This window comes from Thermomicrobium sp. CFH 73360 (genome assembly GCF_023806465.1).
In the GTDB taxonomy this organism is placed as follows: Bacteria; Chloroflexota; Chloroflexia; order Thermomicrobiales; family Thermomicrobiaceae; genus Thermomicrobium.
Genome location: NZ_JAMSLS010000001.1, coordinates 757,719 through 775,658, shown reverse-complemented (window position 1 = coordinate 775,658; position 17,940 = coordinate 757,719). Strand labels below are relative to the sequence as shown.

General features: G+C 61.1%; 17 protein-coding genes. 12 read left to right on the top strand and 5 right to left on the bottom strand.

Annotated features, from left to right (window positions below):
* Positions 1-913: hypothetical protein (locus NET03_RS03355; protein WP_252127470.1), on the bottom strand; the 913-nt coding region annotated here is incomplete at its 3' end.
* A gap of 771 nt (positions 914-1,684) precedes the next feature.
* Between NET03_RS03355 and NET03_RS03350 the strand changes: the two genes are divergently transcribed.
* Positions 1,685-2,998 carry a hypothetical protein gene (locus NET03_RS03350; protein ID WP_252127469.1) on the top strand — a complete coding sequence of 438 codons (1,314 nt, stop codon included), beginning with the start codon at positions 1,685-1,687 and terminating at the stop codon, positions 2,996-2,998.
* A 731-nt stretch (positions 2,999-3,729) separates the two neighbouring features.
* Here NET03_RS03350 and NET03_RS03345 read toward each other — a convergent pair.
* Complete coding sequence (locus tag NET03_RS03345) at positions 3,730-4,545, bottom strand: fumarylacetoacetate hydrolase family protein (protein WP_252127468.1); 816 nt, start codon at positions 4,543-4,545, stop codon at positions 3,730-3,732.
* A gap of 577 nt (positions 4,546-5,122) precedes the next feature.
* On the opposite strand from NET03_RS03345, the gene NET03_RS03340 reads away from it, so the two are divergent.
* The 7 genes from NET03_RS03340 (at position 5,123) to NET03_RS03310 (ending at position 10,864) form a co-directional block, all read left to right on the top strand.
* Positions 5,123-5,515, top strand: coding sequence for a hypothetical protein (locus NET03_RS03340; protein ID WP_252127467.1), 393 nt, complete (start codon positions 5,123-5,125; stop codon positions 5,513-5,515).
* Positions 5,516-5,647: 132 nt separating this feature from the next.
* Entirely contained in the window at positions 5,648-6,037 is a 390-nt protein-coding gene (locus tag NET03_RS03335; protein WP_252127466.1) for a HEPN domain-containing protein, read from the top strand.
* On the top strand, positions 6,012-6,350 hold the full coding sequence (locus NET03_RS03330; protein WP_252127465.1) for a nucleotidyltransferase domain-containing protein: 339 nt from the start codon (positions 6,012-6,014) through the stop codon (positions 6,348-6,350). Before NET03_RS03335 ends, NET03_RS03330 begins: the two co-directional genes overlap by 26 nt.
* A gap of 709 nt (positions 6,351-7,059) precedes the next feature.
* Positions 7,060-7,962 (top strand): HAD family hydrolase, encoded by a 903-nt coding sequence (locus NET03_RS03325; RefSeq protein WP_252127464.1) that lies wholly within the window; start codon positions 7,060-7,062, stop codon positions 7,960-7,962.
* 45 nt (positions 7,963-8,007) lie between these two features.
* Positions 8,008-9,792, top strand: a complete 1,785-nt coding sequence (locus tag NET03_RS03320) for a glycosyl hydrolase (protein WP_252127463.1) — start codon at positions 8,008-8,010, stop codon at positions 9,790-9,792.
* 20 nt (positions 9,793-9,812) lie between these two features.
* On the top strand, positions 9,813-10,358 hold the full coding sequence (locus NET03_RS03315) for a VOC family protein (protein ID WP_252127462.1): 546 nt from the start codon (positions 9,813-9,815) through the stop codon (positions 10,356-10,358).
* A 38-nt stretch (positions 10,359-10,396) separates the two neighbouring features.
* Positions 10,397-10,864: a DinB family protein gene (locus NET03_RS03310; RefSeq protein ID WP_252127461.1), complete on the top strand. Its 468-nt coding sequence runs from the start codon at positions 10,397-10,399 to the stop codon at positions 10,862-10,864.
* Here NET03_RS03310 and NET03_RS03305 read toward each other — a convergent pair.
* Positions 10,831-11,643: an LLM class flavin-dependent oxidoreductase gene (locus tag NET03_RS03305; RefSeq protein ID WP_252127460.1), complete on the bottom strand. Its 813-nt coding sequence runs from the start codon at positions 11,641-11,643 to the stop codon at positions 10,831-10,833. The genes NET03_RS03310 and NET03_RS03305 overlap by 34 nt on opposite strands.
* 163 nt (positions 11,644-11,806) lie before the next feature.
* Here NET03_RS03305 and NET03_RS03300 point away from each other — a divergent pair, with 163 nt between their 5' ends.
* Positions 11,807-13,210 (top strand): NAD(P)/FAD-dependent oxidoreductase, encoded by a 1,404-nt coding sequence (locus NET03_RS03300; protein ID WP_252127459.1) that lies wholly within the window; start codon positions 11,807-11,809, stop codon positions 13,208-13,210.
* On the opposite strand, the gene NET03_RS03295 is transcribed toward NET03_RS03300, so the two are convergent.
* Positions 13,190-13,519 carry a redoxin domain-containing protein gene (locus NET03_RS03295; protein ID WP_353655759.1) on the bottom strand — a complete coding sequence of 110 codons (330 nt, stop codon included), beginning with the start codon at positions 13,517-13,519 and terminating at the stop codon, positions 13,190-13,192. The two genes, NET03_RS03300 and NET03_RS03295, sit on opposite strands and share 21 nt — an antisense overlap.
* Positions 13,520-13,528: 9 nt before the next feature.
* The gene (locus NET03_RS13740) at positions 13,529-13,666 is read right to left on the bottom strand and encodes a redoxin domain-containing protein (protein WP_353655758.1); all 138 of its coding nucleotides are present in this window, start codon (positions 13,664-13,666) and stop codon (positions 13,529-13,531) included.
* A gap of 75 nt (positions 13,667-13,741) precedes the next feature.
* Here NET03_RS13740 and cysS point away from each other — a divergent pair, with 75 nt between their 5' ends.
* From cysS to NET03_RS03280, 3 genes are all read left to right on the top strand, one after another.
* Positions 13,742-14,962, top strand: coding sequence for a cysteine--tRNA ligase (gene cysS / locus NET03_RS03290; protein ID WP_252127457.1), 1,221 nt, complete (start codon positions 13,742-13,744; stop codon positions 14,960-14,962).
* A 901-nt stretch (positions 14,963-15,863) separates the two neighbouring features.
* Entirely contained in the window at positions 15,864-17,135 is a 1,272-nt protein-coding gene (locus NET03_RS03285) for a hypothetical protein (RefSeq protein ID WP_252127456.1), read from the top strand.
* A gap of 474 nt (positions 17,136-17,609) precedes the next feature.
* A complete protein-coding gene (locus NET03_RS03280; RefSeq protein ID WP_252127455.1) occupies positions 17,610-17,870 on the top strand; it encodes a hypothetical protein in 261 nt (86 codons plus the stop codon).
* Positions 17,871-17,940: the final 70 nt, after the last annotated feature.

The following is a 17,940-nucleotide window of genomic DNA, read 5'->3' as shown; positions in this document are numbered from 1 at the left end:
GGTCGATCTTGAAGGTGAAGGGGCCGGCCGTCGCTGTGTTCCCAGCGTAGTCGCTCACAGTTTGAGAGTTCGTCGTGGCAGCCGAGGTTTCGGTGCTGACCGGGACGCTCGTGCTTAGAGTGAAGGTGGACGGTCCGGCGAGGCCGGATGTGCTGTCGCTGGCGCTGCAAGAGACCGATACGTTGTCGCCGTACCACATACTCTGATCTGGAACAGCACACGAAATCGCGGGCGGAGTTGCATCGCGCTTGATAGTGACTGCCTGCGATGCTGTCCCGCCGGCGCTCGTCGCGGTACAGGTGAGCGTGAGTCCGGTCGTATCGGAGGTGATGGTCGTCGGGCCGCAGCCGCTGGTGCTGGTGACTGACGACTCGGGATCAGTAACACTCCATGTCACCGTGACGTCACTGACGTACCAGCCGCCATTGCCGAGCGTACCGGAGATGGCTGGGGTGATGAGTGGCGGTGTTGAATCAGGCGGCGGGTTGACGATCAGGGTAAAGGTGGCGGGATTCGCATCATAGGAGCCAGGCCCGGTATCAGACACTTGGACGGTGATCACGTAGTTACCTGGAATTGAGGAACTGAACGTGACGGATTGACTGTTCCCTTGTCCGCACTGCGTAAAGGTCAGCGAGGACGGATTCGCTGTGACAGTCGTGCCGGTGGAAGAGATCGGGGAGCCATTCGCTTTGAAGGTCAGCGTTGCCGGGCTCCCATCGTTGGCATTGCACCCTTGCTGTCCGTCCTGATTGGCTGGCTGTTGCTGGATGTAATAGCTGACAGTCGCCGAGCCCCCGGCCGTGATTGTCACCGTCTTGACGCCCCCGCTGATGACGATCGCGTTGCCGGTGACACGAACCTCATCGGCCAGTACCAAGCCTGGCACGAGTGCGATGAGTACAAGCGTCATGATGAAGAGTACACCTCGAGGTAACGACGGCTTCCCTCTCATCCTCTCACCCTCCCCTCGGATGCGGCGAGGCGTCTTCTGCTCTTTTGCCTCCGGGGAATTAGCCAATTTATCCTAAGTATGAGATGTGACGGAAGTCCTGTCAAGCGAAGCGGCAGGTTTTCTGATGGGACTTTCGTACCTACTCACGGTTGAGGCGACCCTGGTAAGGCTGGGGATTGGAGCCAGTGCCTTCGCTGCTCTCGGGTGGTCGACGCTGGTATGACAGTCGCTGACCATTTCGAGGATGACGAGTGAAACCCTTCTGAGCACTCGCCTCCTCGCGTTGCGGGTTTCAGAGCAGCGGATTTGAAGAGTGCCTGGTCACGCGGGACCCTGCCAACAACGTGGTCGCTGGGCAGAAGGAGTCTGAAGGATAGCGCGACGGAATGCACAAGTCTCGGGCGTGTTTGTCCGGGTTACGGGGAGCGGTGGGCGAGCAGCGCTTTGCCCATGAGCACCCAAGAGCCGGAGTTTGGAGACTCGTGACCGCTGGACGCATTCGGGCAGGTTACGGTCTGGCGCTTATTGAGCAGAAACTTGACAAGAGGATGGGCAATGGGTATTATTTTGGTGTGGGTCTTCAGGGGTAGTACGGTAAGACTATAGTCCTACGTCACCGCTCCGTCAGCGAGATGGGACAGGAGGGAGTGAGGCACAGGTTCCCAACGAGCGCTGAAGCGCGGTGACCCCTGAGTGGATCTCATTGAAGGTGGATTGGGGGTGGGTCTGATGCGAACGAAACGGCTCGTCGTGGCTTTGACTCTCGTGCTCATGGTCCTCTCGCTGGCCGGCCCGGCACTCGTGAGTGCGCGACAGATGAGCAAGTCCCCACCGGTGAAGACGGTGAAAGTCTCGACTCCACGTGACCGCGGTGGGGTGCCTGGCACGACGTTGAGTGCTGTCAAGACGGCTGAGGGGTATTGGGAGCGGCGCTACGACTGGACGCTGGACAAGACGGCTGACGTTGACGTACTCACGCTCGCGCCAAACGTGAGCGGAACGGTGACGTTCACGATCACCGCGACGCGCAGTGAACCGATCGACGTCTACGGCGTACGCGGCCAAATCTGTGTCACGAACGGTGGTAGCAAACCCACCGAGAACTTGACCATCACCGACGTGGTGGAGTACAAAGTCGGATCCGGAAAGTTTCAGACACTTGTCTCTCAACCGGTCGATACAAGCGCGAAGCCGGTCCTCGGTCCAGGTGAGACCTTCTGCTACCCGTATGACGTACAGTTCACCCCAGTCGAAGGTGCCCAGTACCGGAACGTCGCCAAAGTAAAGATCACGAATCACTCCGGGTCAATCAACGACAATGCGAAGAACTGTAAGCCGGGGGAGCCGTGCGGCCCGGAGCCGAAGGCGAGCTTCTGGCTCCCATCGATGCCGACCGAGATCGACGAGACCGCGACGCTCGACGATGCGCTAGCTTGCCCAGCCGGCTTCACCTGTACGCCGAGCGGGCCGTGGACGACGACGCTCACTGAGAGCTCGGTCACGTCCCTCACGATTACGGTCACGAATGTCTCTGCCTGTGACGCTGAGGAGACCCGTGTTGGAACGTTGACAAACAGTGCGACACTGACCGAGAGTGATACGCACATGACGCATTCAGCGAGCGCCGCAGTCACGCTCTTCGCAGATTGCCCGACGACGCCAGGCGGCGGCATGGAGGGCTGTACCTTGACGCAAGGTTACTGGCAACGCTGGACAGACCGTTGGCCAGCAGGCTACTCGCCGGACGATACCTTCTACAACAGTGGTCAGACCTGGCTCGGCGTTCTCCAGACGCCTCCGGCTGGTGGAAACGCCTACTACATCCTCGCACACCAGTTCATTGCGGCGACGCTGAATGTGGCCAATGGGGCGACGGCTCCAGCCGAGGTGCAGACCGCCCTCGCCAACGCCGCGGCGTACTTCGCAGTGGCCTCACCGACGACCCCGTATCCGTCTGGGTACCAGCGCAGTGACCTCATTGCCTGGGCTTCTACTCTCGATCAGTTTAACAATGGGTATATTGGGCCGGGGCATTGCGACTGATGAGATTGGCTGGATATCTTCAGGCGAGCGGGGTAGGAGCACTCCTACCTCGTTCGCCTGTCTTTGCGTCTTCCTTTGGGGCTCGCGCATCGGTAGAGATGACGCAATAGGCTGCCGATGCGCTGATGCTCGGTAGGGTGCCGCAGGGGTTGGGCGGACGGCGCGGAAGTCTTCCTCAGGGCCGAAGTTCGCTCGAGCAGCGATCCTCGGCCTTCCATGTATCGGTGGGCATGTCCCGGATCTGCCGGCTGCGCGCCGCAAGCGGACCGGACGACGATGATGCGCAAGTACAGTGACCCGGAGTGCCACGATCTGCCATCGGGGTTGCCCAGAGGGATAACTGGCAACCAGCTCAATTGGCAGGAGATATCTCGCTGGGAGTGCCAATTGCCGATGGAGGGACAACCGTTCTCCTGCGAGTTCTCCGAGGGGGCTTGGGACGAGAAGACTCAGCAGGTTGCGTCTGCGCAGCGAAGACGTGACTCGAGTCACCGATCCTGACAGGTGCCACGCTCACGCACAGCCAACATCAAGGCGATCGGCTTACGCGAGACCCGTCTCTCTCGGAACTTCTTAGACAGGAAGGAGGTGCTCCGGCTCACCAGTCCGTTCATCTGCACCGAGTGGTGAAGACACTCCACCAGGCGATGGCCTGGACGTTCAGTAGGCACAGCGAACACGGTGGTGCTATGAGGATGCTGTGAATCGGTCGGGCGTGGTAGTGTGGTTCGTCACCCGACCGGGTTGTCCAGCACCAGCTCGCCGACGCGAACGACCACCCGGTCTCCCGGCGCGAGCGAGAAGTCGTCCGGCGGGACGATACCGGTTCCGGTCATCAGCACGCCACCCCAGGGGAAGCGGAGTTCCCTGCCCAGCCAGGCCAAGAGTTGCTCCGGGGGCCGCTTCATGCGGGCCGTCGTCGTCTCGCCTCGGTAGACAAGCGTATCCCCGCGGTAAACCTCCATCGCGACCGGGACATCGTGTAGTTCGTCGGCACATTCGATGACCACGATCCCTGGTCCCAGTGCGCCGGCACCGTCGTACACCTTGGCTTGCGGAAGGTAGAGTGGGTTCTCCCCTTCGATATCGCGTGAGGAGACATCGTTCCCCACCGTGTAGCCGAAGGGCTCCAGCGACTGGGTGAACACAACGGCGAGTTCCGGCTCGGGGACATTCCAACGGCTGTCGCGGCGCACGCGCACCGGTTCCCCTGGTCCGACCATTCGCCATCCTTGGCCTTTCAAGAAAAGTTCCGGCCGTTCTGCCTCGTAGACGCGCCAGTAGATATCTTTCACCTGTGCTTCGGCCATCCGGGCATCACGACTGCGCAGGTAGGTGACCCCAGCGGCCCAGACTTCCTGCTCTGGGTCGATTGGGGCAAGCAGAGGGCCGCTGGCTCGTTCACCGCGGGGAAGCATTGCTAATAGGCCTCGTGCCGTGGCAGCCGGAAGTTCCAAAAGCCAGCTGAGGCGGAAGCCGGCTGGCAACCACTGCCCATCGCAGGCCCAGCGAATTCCCTCGCGCGTCAGGTGCCGTGTCAGGTACATCGTCTCACTCCCTCCGTTCCTCCCCATTGTCAAGCGTCATCAGCAGATCGTCGACTCCATTTCTCCACGTGACGGGAATCAACAGAATGGCACGAACCAAAAAGCATGTCCTGCAAAGAGTTGGGTAGTAAATCAATCTGTCTGTAGCCCGTGGGCTGTCGTTGAGAAGCACTTGAGCACAACGTGGAGGGCAACCGTTCTCGGTCGAATGAGGCTCGATGACGCACATAGGTGAACGGGCGCAAACAAGAGACGGTTGCCTGCCATCGCACGAGGCTCTCAACCCTCCGCAAGGAGATCGCGGATCTTCGACCTGCCCAACCGAGCAGACTGGCGAGTCAGACAGGGGGTTCGGTAAGCGACGCAGCTGTCAATAGCTGTCTTTACCCTTGGCTCTGACAAGCCCTGGCTCCACCATGAACTTCCTGTTGACACTGTGTGCCGCTGTGAAATTTCAGCAGCGGCGAGCGGTGCCGAATGTCTACTGTGCAACAGCTGCTTCGGAGCGAGGAGGCTCTGCAGAAGCTCTCTCTTCCTGAGGGTACCATCATGGTGCGTCGCTGAAGAAAGGGGAGCCGTGACAGGCAAGAGCACGGCAGGAAGGAGGCGATCTGATGGCACGGGCTGCTTGCAGCGCACCGAGACGCGTTCGCCGAAGCAGTGTGTCCTGGCGGGTACTTCTCGTCTCCTGGCCTCTTTTGCTGTCCTCTCCCTTAAACTGCAACCGGCAGGTGCCTTCACTCCTGTCCGACCGGTTCTCACCTGGTATCGCGGGTGGTACGCGGAACCGCGCAACTGGGAGCGCACCGCTGACGTACCACTCGAGCTCTCGAACATCTACGACGATGCCACCATGCGGCGGCCGATCAGCCAGGTCCGCGCGGTTGGCGTCCCCGGATTCACCTGCACGTGCTGTTACCACTGTGAGCAGTTATTCGATATCACTGCTGCAATGATCATCGCTGGGTGACAGCGACGAACACGGTGAATATGTGCCCCACGGCTGAGCACTGCGAGTGCTCACCGAGAACTGCCCTATACAATCTCAGCGCTCCTGCTGTCGCTGGTAAGCGGAAGGAACAGAGTCCATCAGGTGCAGCAGATGAATCGCGCGCCTGATAGGCTGCAGCAGGCTGAGTCTGACCTGGAGATGGCAAAGATTGCCGCGCAGGCGGGGCGACACAAGTGGGCATGCTTTGCGGCCCAACAGGCCGCTGAGAAGGCGGTGAAGGCTCTGCACCTTCACCTGGGCCAGGAGGCCTGGAGGCAGCTAGTGGTCCTTCTCCTGGCCGAGCTGCCCATCGCGGTTCCCCCTCTACTGGTGGAGAAGGCCCGCTCGTTGGATGCTCTGTATGTGCCGACGCGCTATCCAGACGCCTTCCCGGCGGGAGCGCCGGTTGAGCACTACGGGCCCTTGCAGAGCCAGGAGGCAATCGCCTATGCCAGTCAGATCGTTGCATTCGTCCGTGCTCAGATGGCCGAGCCGCGCTGAGGTTCTTGAGGCGGTCACGGCTTGGGCCCGGCGTCTGCCGCTACCGGGACTGGTGGCGGTGGGCGTCTTTGGCTCCTACGCTCCCGGCGATGCCGGGGTAGGAAGTGACCTGGACATCGTGGTGATCCTGGAAACGTCGGAGCTCCCGTTTGAGCGGAGGATGGCGCTTTTGCCGCTGGAGGAGCTGCCAGTGCAGGCAGAGGCGCTCGTCTATATCTATACGCGCGCGGAGTGGGAGCAACGAGACAAGCGGAGCCTGCGCCTGGCCGACACCTTGCGACGAGAGATGGTCTGGGTTCAGGGGAGCAGCTGAAAAGGCGCGATGGGGTGCGGAAGTGGACATTAGCTGACTTCGCTCCGCGGCTACGCGTGATTTTCTCTCTCGGCCGGGAACCCTCTGCAGGTGGCCTGATGCTTGTCCATGTCGGACAAGTAATGGTCACCGCGCTCGAGACGACCGGGATAACGTCTCCGCCAACGTCGCACTCTTCCACCTAGCTTGATGTGCTCCATCAGTCCCAGCAGCTGATCGAGGAAGCGCGAGATCACGTGGACCGAGCACAGCAACTCCGGGCACAGCTCGACGTCGAAGCTCTTCCATCCCCGCTCCGCGCCAAACTCGCGGCAATTGACCGTGTGCTGGAGTAATCCGCGAAGCTGGCGACGCTCCTTGATGAGCTGCCCGCCTTCGAACAGGCCTTGGGGCTTGCCGGGCCAATACGGTATCTCTTCCGGTTGCAGCGAGGGTTGTACTGCCTCGCTGCATATTGTCCTCCGTCGAGATACCCGCGTTGCGATCACCGATGGCTGCCGGACCCTCGCGTGTTCCTGTGTGGCGCGTCGCGGCGATAGTCCAGCCGTGGCCACAGTACCCCATACACACAGCTCGGCAGATACCCCGTCTCTCCACACGGTCTTCACACTTCCCCTGTAATCGGTAGGAGAAAGAGTCTTCGACAAAAGATCAAAATCCCAAGGGGCCTATGCTATACCAATGATGGCAAGGCGCGAGCGAGGGTGTAATGGGGTACCACCAAGCCAACCAAATAGTCAAGGAACGACTATTCCGGCTTGTTGTGCTCGACATCGATGGAACACTCTTGGATCCCTCGGACGTGGTGCGGCCGGTGGTCCATGACGCAATTATGGCTTGTCGGGCGCTGGGGATCGAGGTAGCACTTGCGACCGGACGGCGCTTATGTACGACACTTCCGGTGCTCGAGCAACTCGGGATCTTGCTCCCTCTCGTGCTCTACAACGGTGCGCTGGTTTGGGAGACAGACACCGAGAGGGCACTGGCTGAGCGTCCGCTTGACCGTGCTGGATTGGCGCGTGCACTTGCCGAAGCCAGGCGAGAAGGACTGGGAGCGCTCGCCTTGCGCGCCCCTCGTAGTAGTGAGCGGCTGGTGCTTGTCACCGACCCGCTTCCACCCTTGCCGGAGTTCGAGGCGGAGCTGTTGCCACGTACCGGTGAGGTCGATCGCCTCCCGGTTGCGGATGTACTCGAACTTGAGGATGTGCTCACAGTCGATCTCTTTGGCCCGGAGAGGGCGCTCCGCCGTGCGACGGCTCGTTTGGCGCGGGCTGGGCTCCCGATCTATCACCATGGCCCGTTCGAGTGGATCCCACAGCTCCCGCGTTGGGTTGCTAACGTGCATGCGCCGGGGGTGAGCAAAGCGAGCGGGGTGGAACTCCTGGCGCGGCGGCGCGGGCTGACGCTGGACGACGTTCTCGCTGTGGGGGACGGCGAAAACGATCTCCCACTTCTGCGTCGGGCCGGACTTGGAGTCGCGATGGGGAATGCCCCCGAGCACGTGCGTGCCCAAGCTGGGGCAGTTGTGCGGGGGCATGACGAGGACGGAGTTGCGGAGGCGTTGGAGCGATTTGTCCTCGAACCTTGGCGACAGGCGCTGCGTGTGGCCTAACACGCGTGCCGTCTGTGGGCGATGCGGGAAGGGTAGGGGGCGCCGATGGGCATTGGACGAGGATTGCGTGCGGTGCTGGCGCTCGCGCTCCTCGCCATAAGTCTTGTCGGTCGACCAGCCGCAACCATCTCAGCGCAGCGAGACCCTGCGACCCGTGCGGAGTTCTTCGGAATTGTCGGTCGTGATCCTTGGTACGAGTTCAATACGGATCCAGAACGCGCCCCACTTGCTGTCAATCGCATCTTTCTTGAGACGATGATGGCGGAGATGACAGCGCTCGGCGCCCGTTGGGTACGGATCGAGTTCCATGCCGAGTATGATACTGCTCCTGGCCCTGGCTGGGTCGATTATGACAAGCATGACTGGTGCCTGTTTGATCTTGCACCCCGCTACGGGATGAAGGTGCTGGCAGTGCTTGGTTCGGGTATCTTGGCCGACGTTGACGAGTCTTATCGCTTTCGGACAATCAACGAATCGCCTGACCGTGAGGGCCGTAATCGATACACCCGTGCGTTCGTGGAGCGCACGAAAGAGATTCTTGGACGCTACGGAAGAGCACTGGGTGCGGTTGAACTCCTGAACGAGCCCAATGCCAATGAACTCCTCTGGGAGGAAACGAACCAGCGAGAGCATGCAGTTCGTCCGGACGTCTATGGGCGACTCGCTGTAGATGTCTACGAAACGGTACAACAGCTCAGTCCCTCAACTCGTGTGGTTGCTGGCAGTCTTCTGTTTGATCGGCACCACGATGGTGACCGGCACCTCGACTGGTGGCGTGCGGTCTACGAGAGTCCGGCAGTACGGGAGTTTCGGGCGCGCACTGGCCGGTATCCGTGGGATGCGGTCTCCATCCACCCCTATTTCCTCCCAGATGGCGGGAGCGTACTCGCGGCGGTGCGCGAACTACGAGCCATCCAGCTTGCCCACACGGATTTGTCCCCGATCTGGGTGACTGAGGTGGGAATGGTTGCTGATCCCCCGCCATGGTCCAGCACTGGCGTACTCTCGCCGACAGCGTCTGAACAAGCGCAGGCGGAATTCCTGGGACAGGTCTACACGCTGCTGTGGGAGCAAGCACCAGAAGTTGAGCGGGTCTTCTGGTTCAAATTCGAGGACTTTGGTCTCTCACACGGATATGCAAGTTGGGGGCTAGTCCGCCTCCTTGACTCCAACACCGTTTACGGACGGGAAGCAATCCCGTGGCCGCGGAAGCCCGCTTACCTGGTCTACCAGCAACTGGCACGCCCTGAGGCGGTTCCGACGAGTCGAGTCGCTCCTCCGAGCGATCCGACCGTGCGCTACTTTCCCCAGACCGGGCATACCTTGAGTGGGCCATTCCGCCGCTACTGGGAACAGAACGGCGGGCTCGCTGCCTTTGGATATCCTCTGACGGAGCCGTTCTGGAGCGGCGGCCGGCTCGTGCAATTCTTCGAGCGTGCACGCTTTGAGTACTGGCCGGAGTACCGAGGGTCTCCCCATGAGGTCCAGCTTGCTCATCTTGGCCGCTGGGCCCTCGGTGACCGCACCTTCCCGCCACAACCTCCTCCGGAGAGACTCGGCCCGGATCAACGGTATTTCCCGGAAACTGGCTTCGTCGTTCAGGGTGCCTTTTTGCGATACTGGGAACGGAACGGCGGGCTTGCGCGCTTTGGCTTGCCGATCAGCCCAGAGTTCCGTGAGGTGAACCCGAGCGATGGGAAGGAGTACACTGTGCAGTATTTCGAGCGGGCTCGCTTCGAATTCCACCCGGAGGCGGCTGGCACGCCGTACGAAGTCCAGCTCGGCTTGCTTGGGGCGCAAGCAGTGCAGACAATCGGCTGGTATCGCTAATTTGCCGAGAGGAAGGCTCAATGAGCGAGCGAATCGCACCGATCCAAGGAGCTCTCGTTCCTGCACCGCCGGGAAGTGGCCTTTTGCCGTATGGGCTCCCCGACCCCGGAGTACAACCGCTCTTGCCTGCCGGGCGGACGGTGCGCATCGAAGCGTTCCAGCATGTTGCGATCCGTGTCGCCGACCTCCAGGTGGCAGAGAACTTCTACCGGGAGTTCTTCGGTCTGGAGGTCGTCTGGCGCGTCCGGCGTGTGGGTGATACCTGGGAGTATCTTCCCCCTGACTTCGACTGGGATGCGGGGCTGCGCAGCGGTATCTTCCCGCAGTACGTCCTGCTCCGCAACGGTCCGCTTGCGTTGCTCTTGCAGTTCGCTGGTCGCGGGACGGTCTTTGTCGAGCCGCGTCTTGTCCATTTGAGTCTGCGGGTTGCACCGGAGACGCTGCTGGAACTGCGCGCTGAAGTGCTTGTCCGTGGCTACGCAGTTGCCGAAAGTGACGAGCACTCCTTTGTCTTCCGTGACCCCTTCGGGATCACCTGGCACCTGACCGATCGGCCAACGAGCTGAGTACGACTGCTCCGCGGGGTGCTGAAAGGAGTCTTGGCATGCTCCATCCCTACCAAGAGTTGATTGATCTTCTCTCCGAGACACCGCGCCGGCTCCAGAGCATGCTCCGCGATCGAGAGACGAGTGGACATGGAGGAGAAACTCCGCTTGCGCGCATCGTCGCCCATTTAGCCGCGGTCGAAGCGCTGATGCGCCAGCGCATCTTACGCATGGTTGCCCACGACACACCGTATTTTCGTGCGGTCGATCTTGCTGATACCGCGGAGTCGGTGAGTTCGCTGGCTGAAGCGTTGGAGCGGCTTGGCCACGAGCGGGGCGATACTCTGACGACGCTGATGACACTTTCCCTCAAGGACTGGGAACGCCGCGCCATCCACGAGCGGCTCGGCGAGGTGACAGTGGAAGATCTCGTCGAGCAACTCGTGGAGCACGATCGCCTTCACCTCGAGCAAGTCGAGCAGTTGTTGGCTGGTCAGGAGCCGGCCTGGCCTCCAGAGCCGAGCTGAGCAGGCGCAGCTGCTTCCGCAAGCGTCAGAATTTCGTCGAGATAGTCGTGAGCGGTGATGGCACGGACGACAGTCTCGTCTAGCTGCGTCTCCCACGGCTGCAACGCGGTGGTCAGCTCTTCGGCATACTCCACTGCGATTGCGGTGGCGAGTGCTCTGACGCCCATGCGAGCAAAGTGCTCACGATAGCCCGGGAAGCGCTCGTACCGTTCTGCCTCCTCTTCGAGGCGGGACAATGCGTCGCGGCCGAGTGCAACGCGCACATATGCGTAGCGCCGTGGGAGCGCTCGTCCGGCGACGGTGGCGCCTTCGGCGAGCCAGTGTGTCGATTGCTCCACGTGCGCCGGAGTAAGCCAGTTGAAAAGCACTGCGTCGGCCAGTTCACCAGCGAGGCGGCACATGCGTGGGCCGAGCGCCGCGATGACGAGCTCGCAGGGGATGGCTGCGCGCAGTGCCAGCGCGCCCGCGCGGACGCGTGCGAGTGCCCCTGGTCCTGCCCCTGAGCCGATGCCGAGACGGAGTCGGTCAAGTGGAAGCTCGAGTTCCTGCACGCGTTGCGCGATACGTTCTGGGGTCCAACGTGTCAGCGGCAAGACGCCGACTCCGAGTGCGATCCGTTGGGTGACTGATGCTGCTGTCGCGAGTGCCGCCAATCCGTCGCCGTCCGGCGTGTCGTTGACCCAGAACGTGCGATACCCCAATGCCTCGCAAGCAGCTGCTGCCGCGCGGATGACCTCGTGGGAAACCGCCGCAGCTAGTCCGAACCCTCGTGCGGACATTGTCCAACTCCTTTCATTTCTCAGTCGGCAATCGTAACCAAGGAGGCGCGGCACGGTGGGAAAGGCGGCAGAACTCCGTCATCCTCAAGGGCTGCTTCTGTGCGATACAATGGAGGGTTCGTGCCGTGGCGGTGTACCGTCACGACGAAGAGGTAGGTTGCTCATGGCAATGGAAGCTCGTACGAGACCAGTTCGGATCGTCATTGCTGGCGGTGGATTCGCTGGGGTGACAGCAGCACACGAGCTCCGAAGGGCAGCTCGCCGAGGAGAGATCGAGGTTGCGCTGATCTCCCGAGAGAACGCGTTCGTCTTCTATCCGCTCATGCCAGAAGTGATCTCAGGGGCTTTACGGGTTGAAACCATTCTGACGTCCATTCGGCATGTCGTGCCCCATGCCCGGCTCTACGCTGGGGAACTCACCGGTGTTGACCTGGAGCGAAGGATTGTTACGATTCAGCATGGGTTGTACCAACATCGCCAGGAACACTTGGAGCTCCCGTACGACCATCTGGTTCTGGCGCTCGGGGGTGTACCGGCGACGTTCGGCATTCCGGGGCTCGACGACTATGCGTTTGATGTCCAGCGACTGGCGAACGCCTTTGCACTCCGGAACCACCTGATTGATCTCCTCGAACAGGCTGATATCGAACCGGATCCCGAGGAGCAGCGGCGGTTACTCACAGTCGTGGTGATCGGGGGCGGGCCAACAGGGGTAGAAGTCGCGGCTGAGATCCGCAGCCTCTTCACGCACGCGCTTCGCTATTACCAGAACATTCGGCCGGGAGTGGAGCGGGTGGTACTGGTGGAGGCCTTGCCACGCCTGCTAACGAGCTTCCCCGAGGCAGCTGCCGCGCGTGCTGTCCAGGAACTCCAGCGCCGTGGAATTGAGGTACTGTTGGGCCGCAAGGTTGTTCGGGTGGACCCTGCTGCCATCCTGCTCGACGACGGGATGGTTCTGGAGTCACGAACGATCGTGAGCGCGATCGGCGTGGATCCAAACCCGATTGTGCGGACCTTTGGACTTCCGCTTGATGAACGGGGACGGATCGTCGTCGATGCGTTCTTGCGTGTCGATGGCATGACGAACGTTTGGGCGCTCGGCGATAATGCAGCCGTCACCGACCCGACGACCGGTCGGCCCTATGCGCCAACCGCCCAGCATGCAGTCCGGCAAGCTCGGGTACTGGCGCGCAACCTCTTGGCTACCTTGTACTGCCGCGAACTCGCTCCGATGCGGTATCGCACTCGCGGCATGATGGTAACGCTTGGCGACCATGCTGCGATCGCCTGGCTTGGTCGGGTGACGCTTGATGGCTTCCTCGCCTGGTGGCTCTGGCGTACCTATGCGCTACTCCATATTCCGCGCTGGGACCGCCGTATCCGGCTGGCGATGGAATGGACGCTCGACCTGCTCTTCCCTCCGGAGCTCGTGCAGCTCAAGGTGGGACAGCCGGCGCCGGCCACCCGACGACTGGTTGAGGCAGCGCTGCGCCGGCTGTGGGATTCCTCAGCGGCTGCCAGCACTCCGGCTCCGCCAGTCGTTGGCTCAAGCGCGCGCCGCGAGTGAACGGAGAGCAGCAAGTGCCGCCTCGACGTCCGGAAGCGCACGCAGAGGTGCCCGCTCGCGGTAGACAATCGTGCCCTCACGGTCGACGATGATGATTGCCCGAGCGGGGACCTCACGGTACCCGATAAACTCGTCGATCTTCACGTCATACAAAGTGATAACCTCGCGACTCCAGTCGCTGAGGAAGGGAAAATCGATCCCGAGTTCGCGTGCCCACGCTGCCTGAGCGAAGTGGCTGTCACAGCTGATTGCGTACACCTCGGCTCCTAGGGCACGAATCTCCTCGATCTTGTCCCACAACTGGGACAACTCATTCCTTCAACCGCTTGTGAAGGCGAAGTGGAAGAAGGCGAGAACAGCGATGCGCTCGCGGAGCATGTCACTCAAGGAGAGTGGCTGACCGAGCGTGCTTGGGAGGCGAAAATCCGGGGCTCGTTCACCGACCTGACCTGCCATCGTTCCTCCTTTCCCAACCGAACCGACATCTGCCTTGTACTCCGATGGTACGATACCGCAAGCGAGCAGCGCGTGATGGAGGGAGTGAGCAAGGCCGTGCAGCTGTTCAATGCGCTGACTGGACGAGTCGAGCCTTTCTCCCCAGCTGACGGACGTACTGTCCGGCTCTACGTCTGTGGTGTGACCCCCTATGATACGACCCACATGGGGCACGCGATGACATATTTGGTGTTCGATGTTTTCAATCGTATCTGTCAGCAGCATGGCTGGCGTGTCAAATATGTGCAGAACATCACTGATATCGACGATGACATCCTCCGCAAAGCCCGTGAGGTAGGTGAGTCGTGGGATCGGCTCGGGGATCGCTATATCCGGCAGTTCCAAGAAGATCTGAATGCGCTCAATGTGTTATTCCCGTCGGTCTTTCCCCGAGCAACTGAAGAGATCCCACTGATGGTCGAGATGATCCAGCGGCTGCTCGAGCAGGGCGCAGCCTATGTACGTGACGGCAATGTCTACTTCCGCGTTGCCAGCGATCCTGACTACGGGCATCTATGTCGCTGTCGTCGCGAGGAGATGATTCGCCTCTCGGCCGAGCGGGGCGCCGATCCGCAAGATCCGCGGAAGGAAGACCCGCTCGATTTTGTTCTTTGGCAGGTGGCACAGCCTGGTGAGCCAACCTGGGATAGCCCCTGGGGGCCGGGACGTCCTGGTTGGCACATCGAGTGCAGCGCGATGGCGATCAAGTACCTTGGCCCACAGATCGATGTGCACGGTGGTGGCTCCGATCTCATCTACCCGCATCACGAAAGCGAGATCGCCCAATCGGAAGGCTATACCGGCCTCAGGCCGTTCTCACGTTTCTGGGTGCACGTTGCCATGGTTGAATATCAGGGCGCCAAGATGTCGAAGTCGCTGGGGAATCTCGTGCTGGTGCGTGACACGCTGCGCCGCCACACGGGCGACGCCATCCGCCTCTATCTCCTCAGCCATCACTACCGGACGCCATTCGCGTACGAAGATGATGGTCCGGCACGTTTTGAGCCACTTGTCCAGCGCTTGCGCGAGGCAGTGAATGCGGTTGGTGGTCAGGCGACGCCGCTTGACCTTGCCCCGTTGCGCGACGAGCTTGCAGCAGCGCTCTCGGACGACCTTGATACCCCGCGGGCGATCACCGTGCTGGCCGAGGCAGCTGATCGACTGCTTGCGGCGGCCCGAGAGGGGCGTGACGTGGAACATGCCCGTGAGCAGCTTCGCGAGATGGGCGGGCTCATCGGACTCACCGTGACGCGGTGAGCGCTAGATGGCTGCGAGACGTGACGGGCATGTGCGGCCTTCCCTCGCCTCCCCTCTGGCGCACGGCTCCTTCTTGCACGATCACGAAATGACTGAAACGCACTTGCCTGTTCCAGTGGCACGTTTCTCTCATGCCCAAGAGGGCACAGCGCAAGGAGCCAGGCCAAGCGAATAGCCATGCAATGAGAGGCCTCCGACGATGCCATGATCCGGTCGCCCAATCCTCAAAAGCGACGGGACACGGGTGTGAGGACGTGTTCTGCGAGAACAATCGATAGGAGATCACTCGTGACCGCTCCTTGGCGAATGATTGAGACCATCTCGCAATTCCTAGTGGGCTCAAGTCCATCAGCCGGATGAGTGGGGCAGGGTATTGGGTTAGAGCGATTGACCTCTTCGGCGTGTCTAGCGGAGGAATGAGTCAGTCACGTTGTAGAGAGCCACAAATAGTACCGTATGCTGTCATGGTTTGGGCTTCGTGCCTGCTGGTTGCGGCTGCGGCGTGTGCGTACTGCGCCTGTCCGAGGTGGTACAGTATCGCAGCTCGTGTGAAGCGGGAAAACGTATCCTGGAAAATCAAACCTGCAGAGGGACACGTTCGGCCCCCCCGATGCTTGGCAGTGTACAGCTGGCGCAAGATCACCGTTGAAGCGTGTGTACCAGGTTCGTAGTGATGAACCGTGGTACGACCAGTCGGAACGGTAATGTTCTGGGCCATGGAGTGGCGGCGCATCGTCGATTGGCTTGTCTCTTGGACTGGATTCGTTGAGTAACGGTCAGATGCCAGATGCACCGTTTGAACGAAGATCTTCTCCTCGGTCGAACGAGAACGACAGGGTTCCCGCTGCACTGCCACGCTCCCTATGGGGCATTGACAAAGCTGGAACCAAGGGGGCAAAAGATGTCTGGATCAGTACCCGAGGTCGCTTATGATGTGGCATTTTTGGAAGCCGTCTACCACAACGCCGGTAGCTTGGCGCACGACCTGGAGGCAGATCTTGGGTACTGCGAGGAAGACGCCGGCAGGAGTATGTGGTACTTCCATCTGTGGTACGCCGCATTCCTCGACACATATGCGCCGGCGGATCATCCGGTCACTCGGCGCTTATGGCAGGAACTATGCCAACGAGCTCCGATTTCGGAGCGCTGTTACCTGCCAAGTGACGACGATCAGGAGGGGTGGCAGGCACTCCGCGACACCGTCGGTGATCTCCACATTGTTCGGTTCGTCTATTGGTTCGGAGACGTGGCGAAGCACCCATTTGTCCGTGAGCTGGCACAGCAGTTTGGGATCAGTCGTTGGCTTGATCTAGCGATCCGTGATACAGGACTTCCAAGCGAGTCGACGTTCACGTGCAATGACCCGATGGGGGCCAACTGGAGGAGAGCTTGCCTGGCGGAGTACCGCTATCCGGTTGAACTCCCCATCACGGCGGACGAAGTTCGGTCCGCTGTCCAGTGGATCGATACTGTTACGGAGCATATGTACCGGGCTGCGAGGGAGATCGACGCGATTCGCGTCGAGGTCGAGATGGCACTGGCCGATGCCGGGTTTCCAGTCAGTCATCTGATCGGCACATTCTCACGTAAAGCGCGCTTCTTGGAGACTCTGACAATCGGGCCCGAGGAAGCCCGCCAGGTCTTGTACGAACTCCTCAAGGAATCTCTCGCCGCACGGGATGCACGGGTGCAGGGATTGGAGCAGTCCTCGACAAGTGAGCCACATGACATCCTCGAGGCCTTCCGGCTGTTTTGGATGCTCTGGATGGCGTGGTATCCTGCGGTGCTGGCACAACGGGGAAGGATCCCGCTCAGTGCCTCATTTCCGCCACCAGCCGAGGACCAGCCTGCCTGGGAAGTGATCGCGGCGGAACTTGGAGAACTCCCGCTTGCTCGCTTCTGCTATTGGTTCAGCCGGGTTGCGGAGTGCACATGGGAGCAGATCCAGGCTCGAGAGCTTGGTATCGCAGAGCGTCTGGCAGCGATCCTTCGTGCGCCCGGGCATCCCGATCTCGCGGCGGAGAATGACTCAGAGCTCCTCTCTCTTCGCTGGCGGTACTCTCCGACCGAGCTGCCACCAGTCACCGCCGATGAGGCACGGTCGATCTTCACCTGGCTCGAACGTGTGAGCGGACGCATCATGGCAGTTCTCGCCATCGTGAGAGACATTTGATATTCAACTCCATCTTGAGCCGTCGACACGCATTCGTCTTGCGTGTTCTGGTGTGCCAACCTGTACTCCGCGTGAGCCAACGGACTAGCTCTGCGGAGAGGCGACTGGTTCGGTAAGGAAGGCCGCCGGCGTTCGTTGTCCGAGACGGGTGAAGCGACGTTGACGAATGCCCAGAGGGTCATTCCAGTGGCAGGCCGTTCTGCTCCGAACGAGCTGCGGCAGAGTATTCGAACAACTCGGTGCCCGTCGCATTTCTCCGGTCCGTCGTTTCATCTCTCGCTCTCGAGTAGTAGCGCAACTTTTTACTGGTCGCTCCTAACAGACGGCGCTCGGAGGCGTGGAAGTGCCTCGCTGCTGACCAAAGAGGACATCACACCGGGCGTGAGGCGTCCAGGCGGTCGCCCGCTTGACAGCCGGCTGCTCCTGCGGCAGGCTGGACGTTGGGTGAGTTGGTTACAGAGGAAGGGGCGCGGAGTGATTGGAGAAATACTGCCGATCACTGCTGGTGTCGTGGTAGGGCTCATCTGCTGGCGGATTGCGTCGGTGCGACTCCGGACGGCCGCGTTGGTGGTGTTGAACGTCATCTTCGGGACGCTGGCGAGCGCGATCAATGGTGAGCTGGCCTTGACGTGGGCATTCCTCTTAATCGATATCCCGCTCGTGTTCCTGGTGGCCGTGGGAACGAGTATCCTCTTGACCCGCTTTGTCAAGGCACGCCAGGCGGTCCGACGCTGAGCGGGGTGCAGCGCGATCCAGCGAGCGCCGCCGGGTGACGGCTCGCGCGGCGCTCGTCGTTTGGGGAGGG

Bases quoted from the DNA above. Each gene is read 5' to 3' on its own strand.
- NET03_RS03350 (WP_252127469.1), top strand. From the start codon at position 1,685: ATGCGAACGAAACGGCTCGTCGTGGCTTTGACTCTCGTGCTCATGGTC.
- NET03_RS03345 (WP_252127468.1), bottom strand. From the start codon at position 4,545: ATGTACCTGACACGGCACCTGACGCGCGAGGGAATTCGCTGGGCCTGC.
- NET03_RS03335 (WP_252127466.1), top strand. From the start codon at position 5,648: ATGAATCGCGCGCCTGATAGGCTGCAGCAGGCTGAGTCTGACCTGGAG.
- NET03_RS03325 (WP_252127464.1), top strand. From the start codon at position 7,060: ATGGGGTACCACCAAGCCAACCAAATAGTCAAGGAACGACTATTCCGG.
- NET03_RS03320 (WP_252127463.1), top strand. From the start codon at position 8,008: ATGGGCATTGGACGAGGATTGCGTGCGGTGCTGGCGCTCGCGCTCCTC.
- NET03_RS03315 (WP_252127462.1), top strand. From the start codon at position 9,813: ATGAGCGAGCGAATCGCACCGATCCAAGGAGCTCTCGTTCCTGCACCG.
- NET03_RS03310 (WP_252127461.1), top strand. From the start codon at position 10,397: ATGCTCCATCCCTACCAAGAGTTGATTGATCTTCTCTCCGAGACACCG.
- NET03_RS03305 (WP_252127460.1), bottom strand. From the start codon at position 11,643: ATGTCCGCACGAGGGTTCGGACTAGCTGCGGCGGTTTCCCACGAGGTC.
- NET03_RS03300 (WP_252127459.1), top strand. From the start codon at position 11,807: ATGGCAATGGAAGCTCGTACGAGACCAGTTCGGATCGTCATTGCTGGC.
- NET03_RS13740 (WP_353655758.1), bottom strand. From the start codon at position 13,666: ATGGCAGGTCAGGTCGGTGAACGAGCCCCGGATTTTCGCCTCCCAAGC.
- cysS (WP_252127457.1), top strand. From the start codon at position 13,742: ATGGAGGGAGTGAGCAAGGCCGTGCAGCTGTTCAATGCGCTGACTGGA.
- NET03_RS03285 (WP_252127456.1), top strand. From the start codon at position 15,864: ATGTCTGGATCAGTACCCGAGGTCGCTTATGATGTGGCATTTTTGGAA.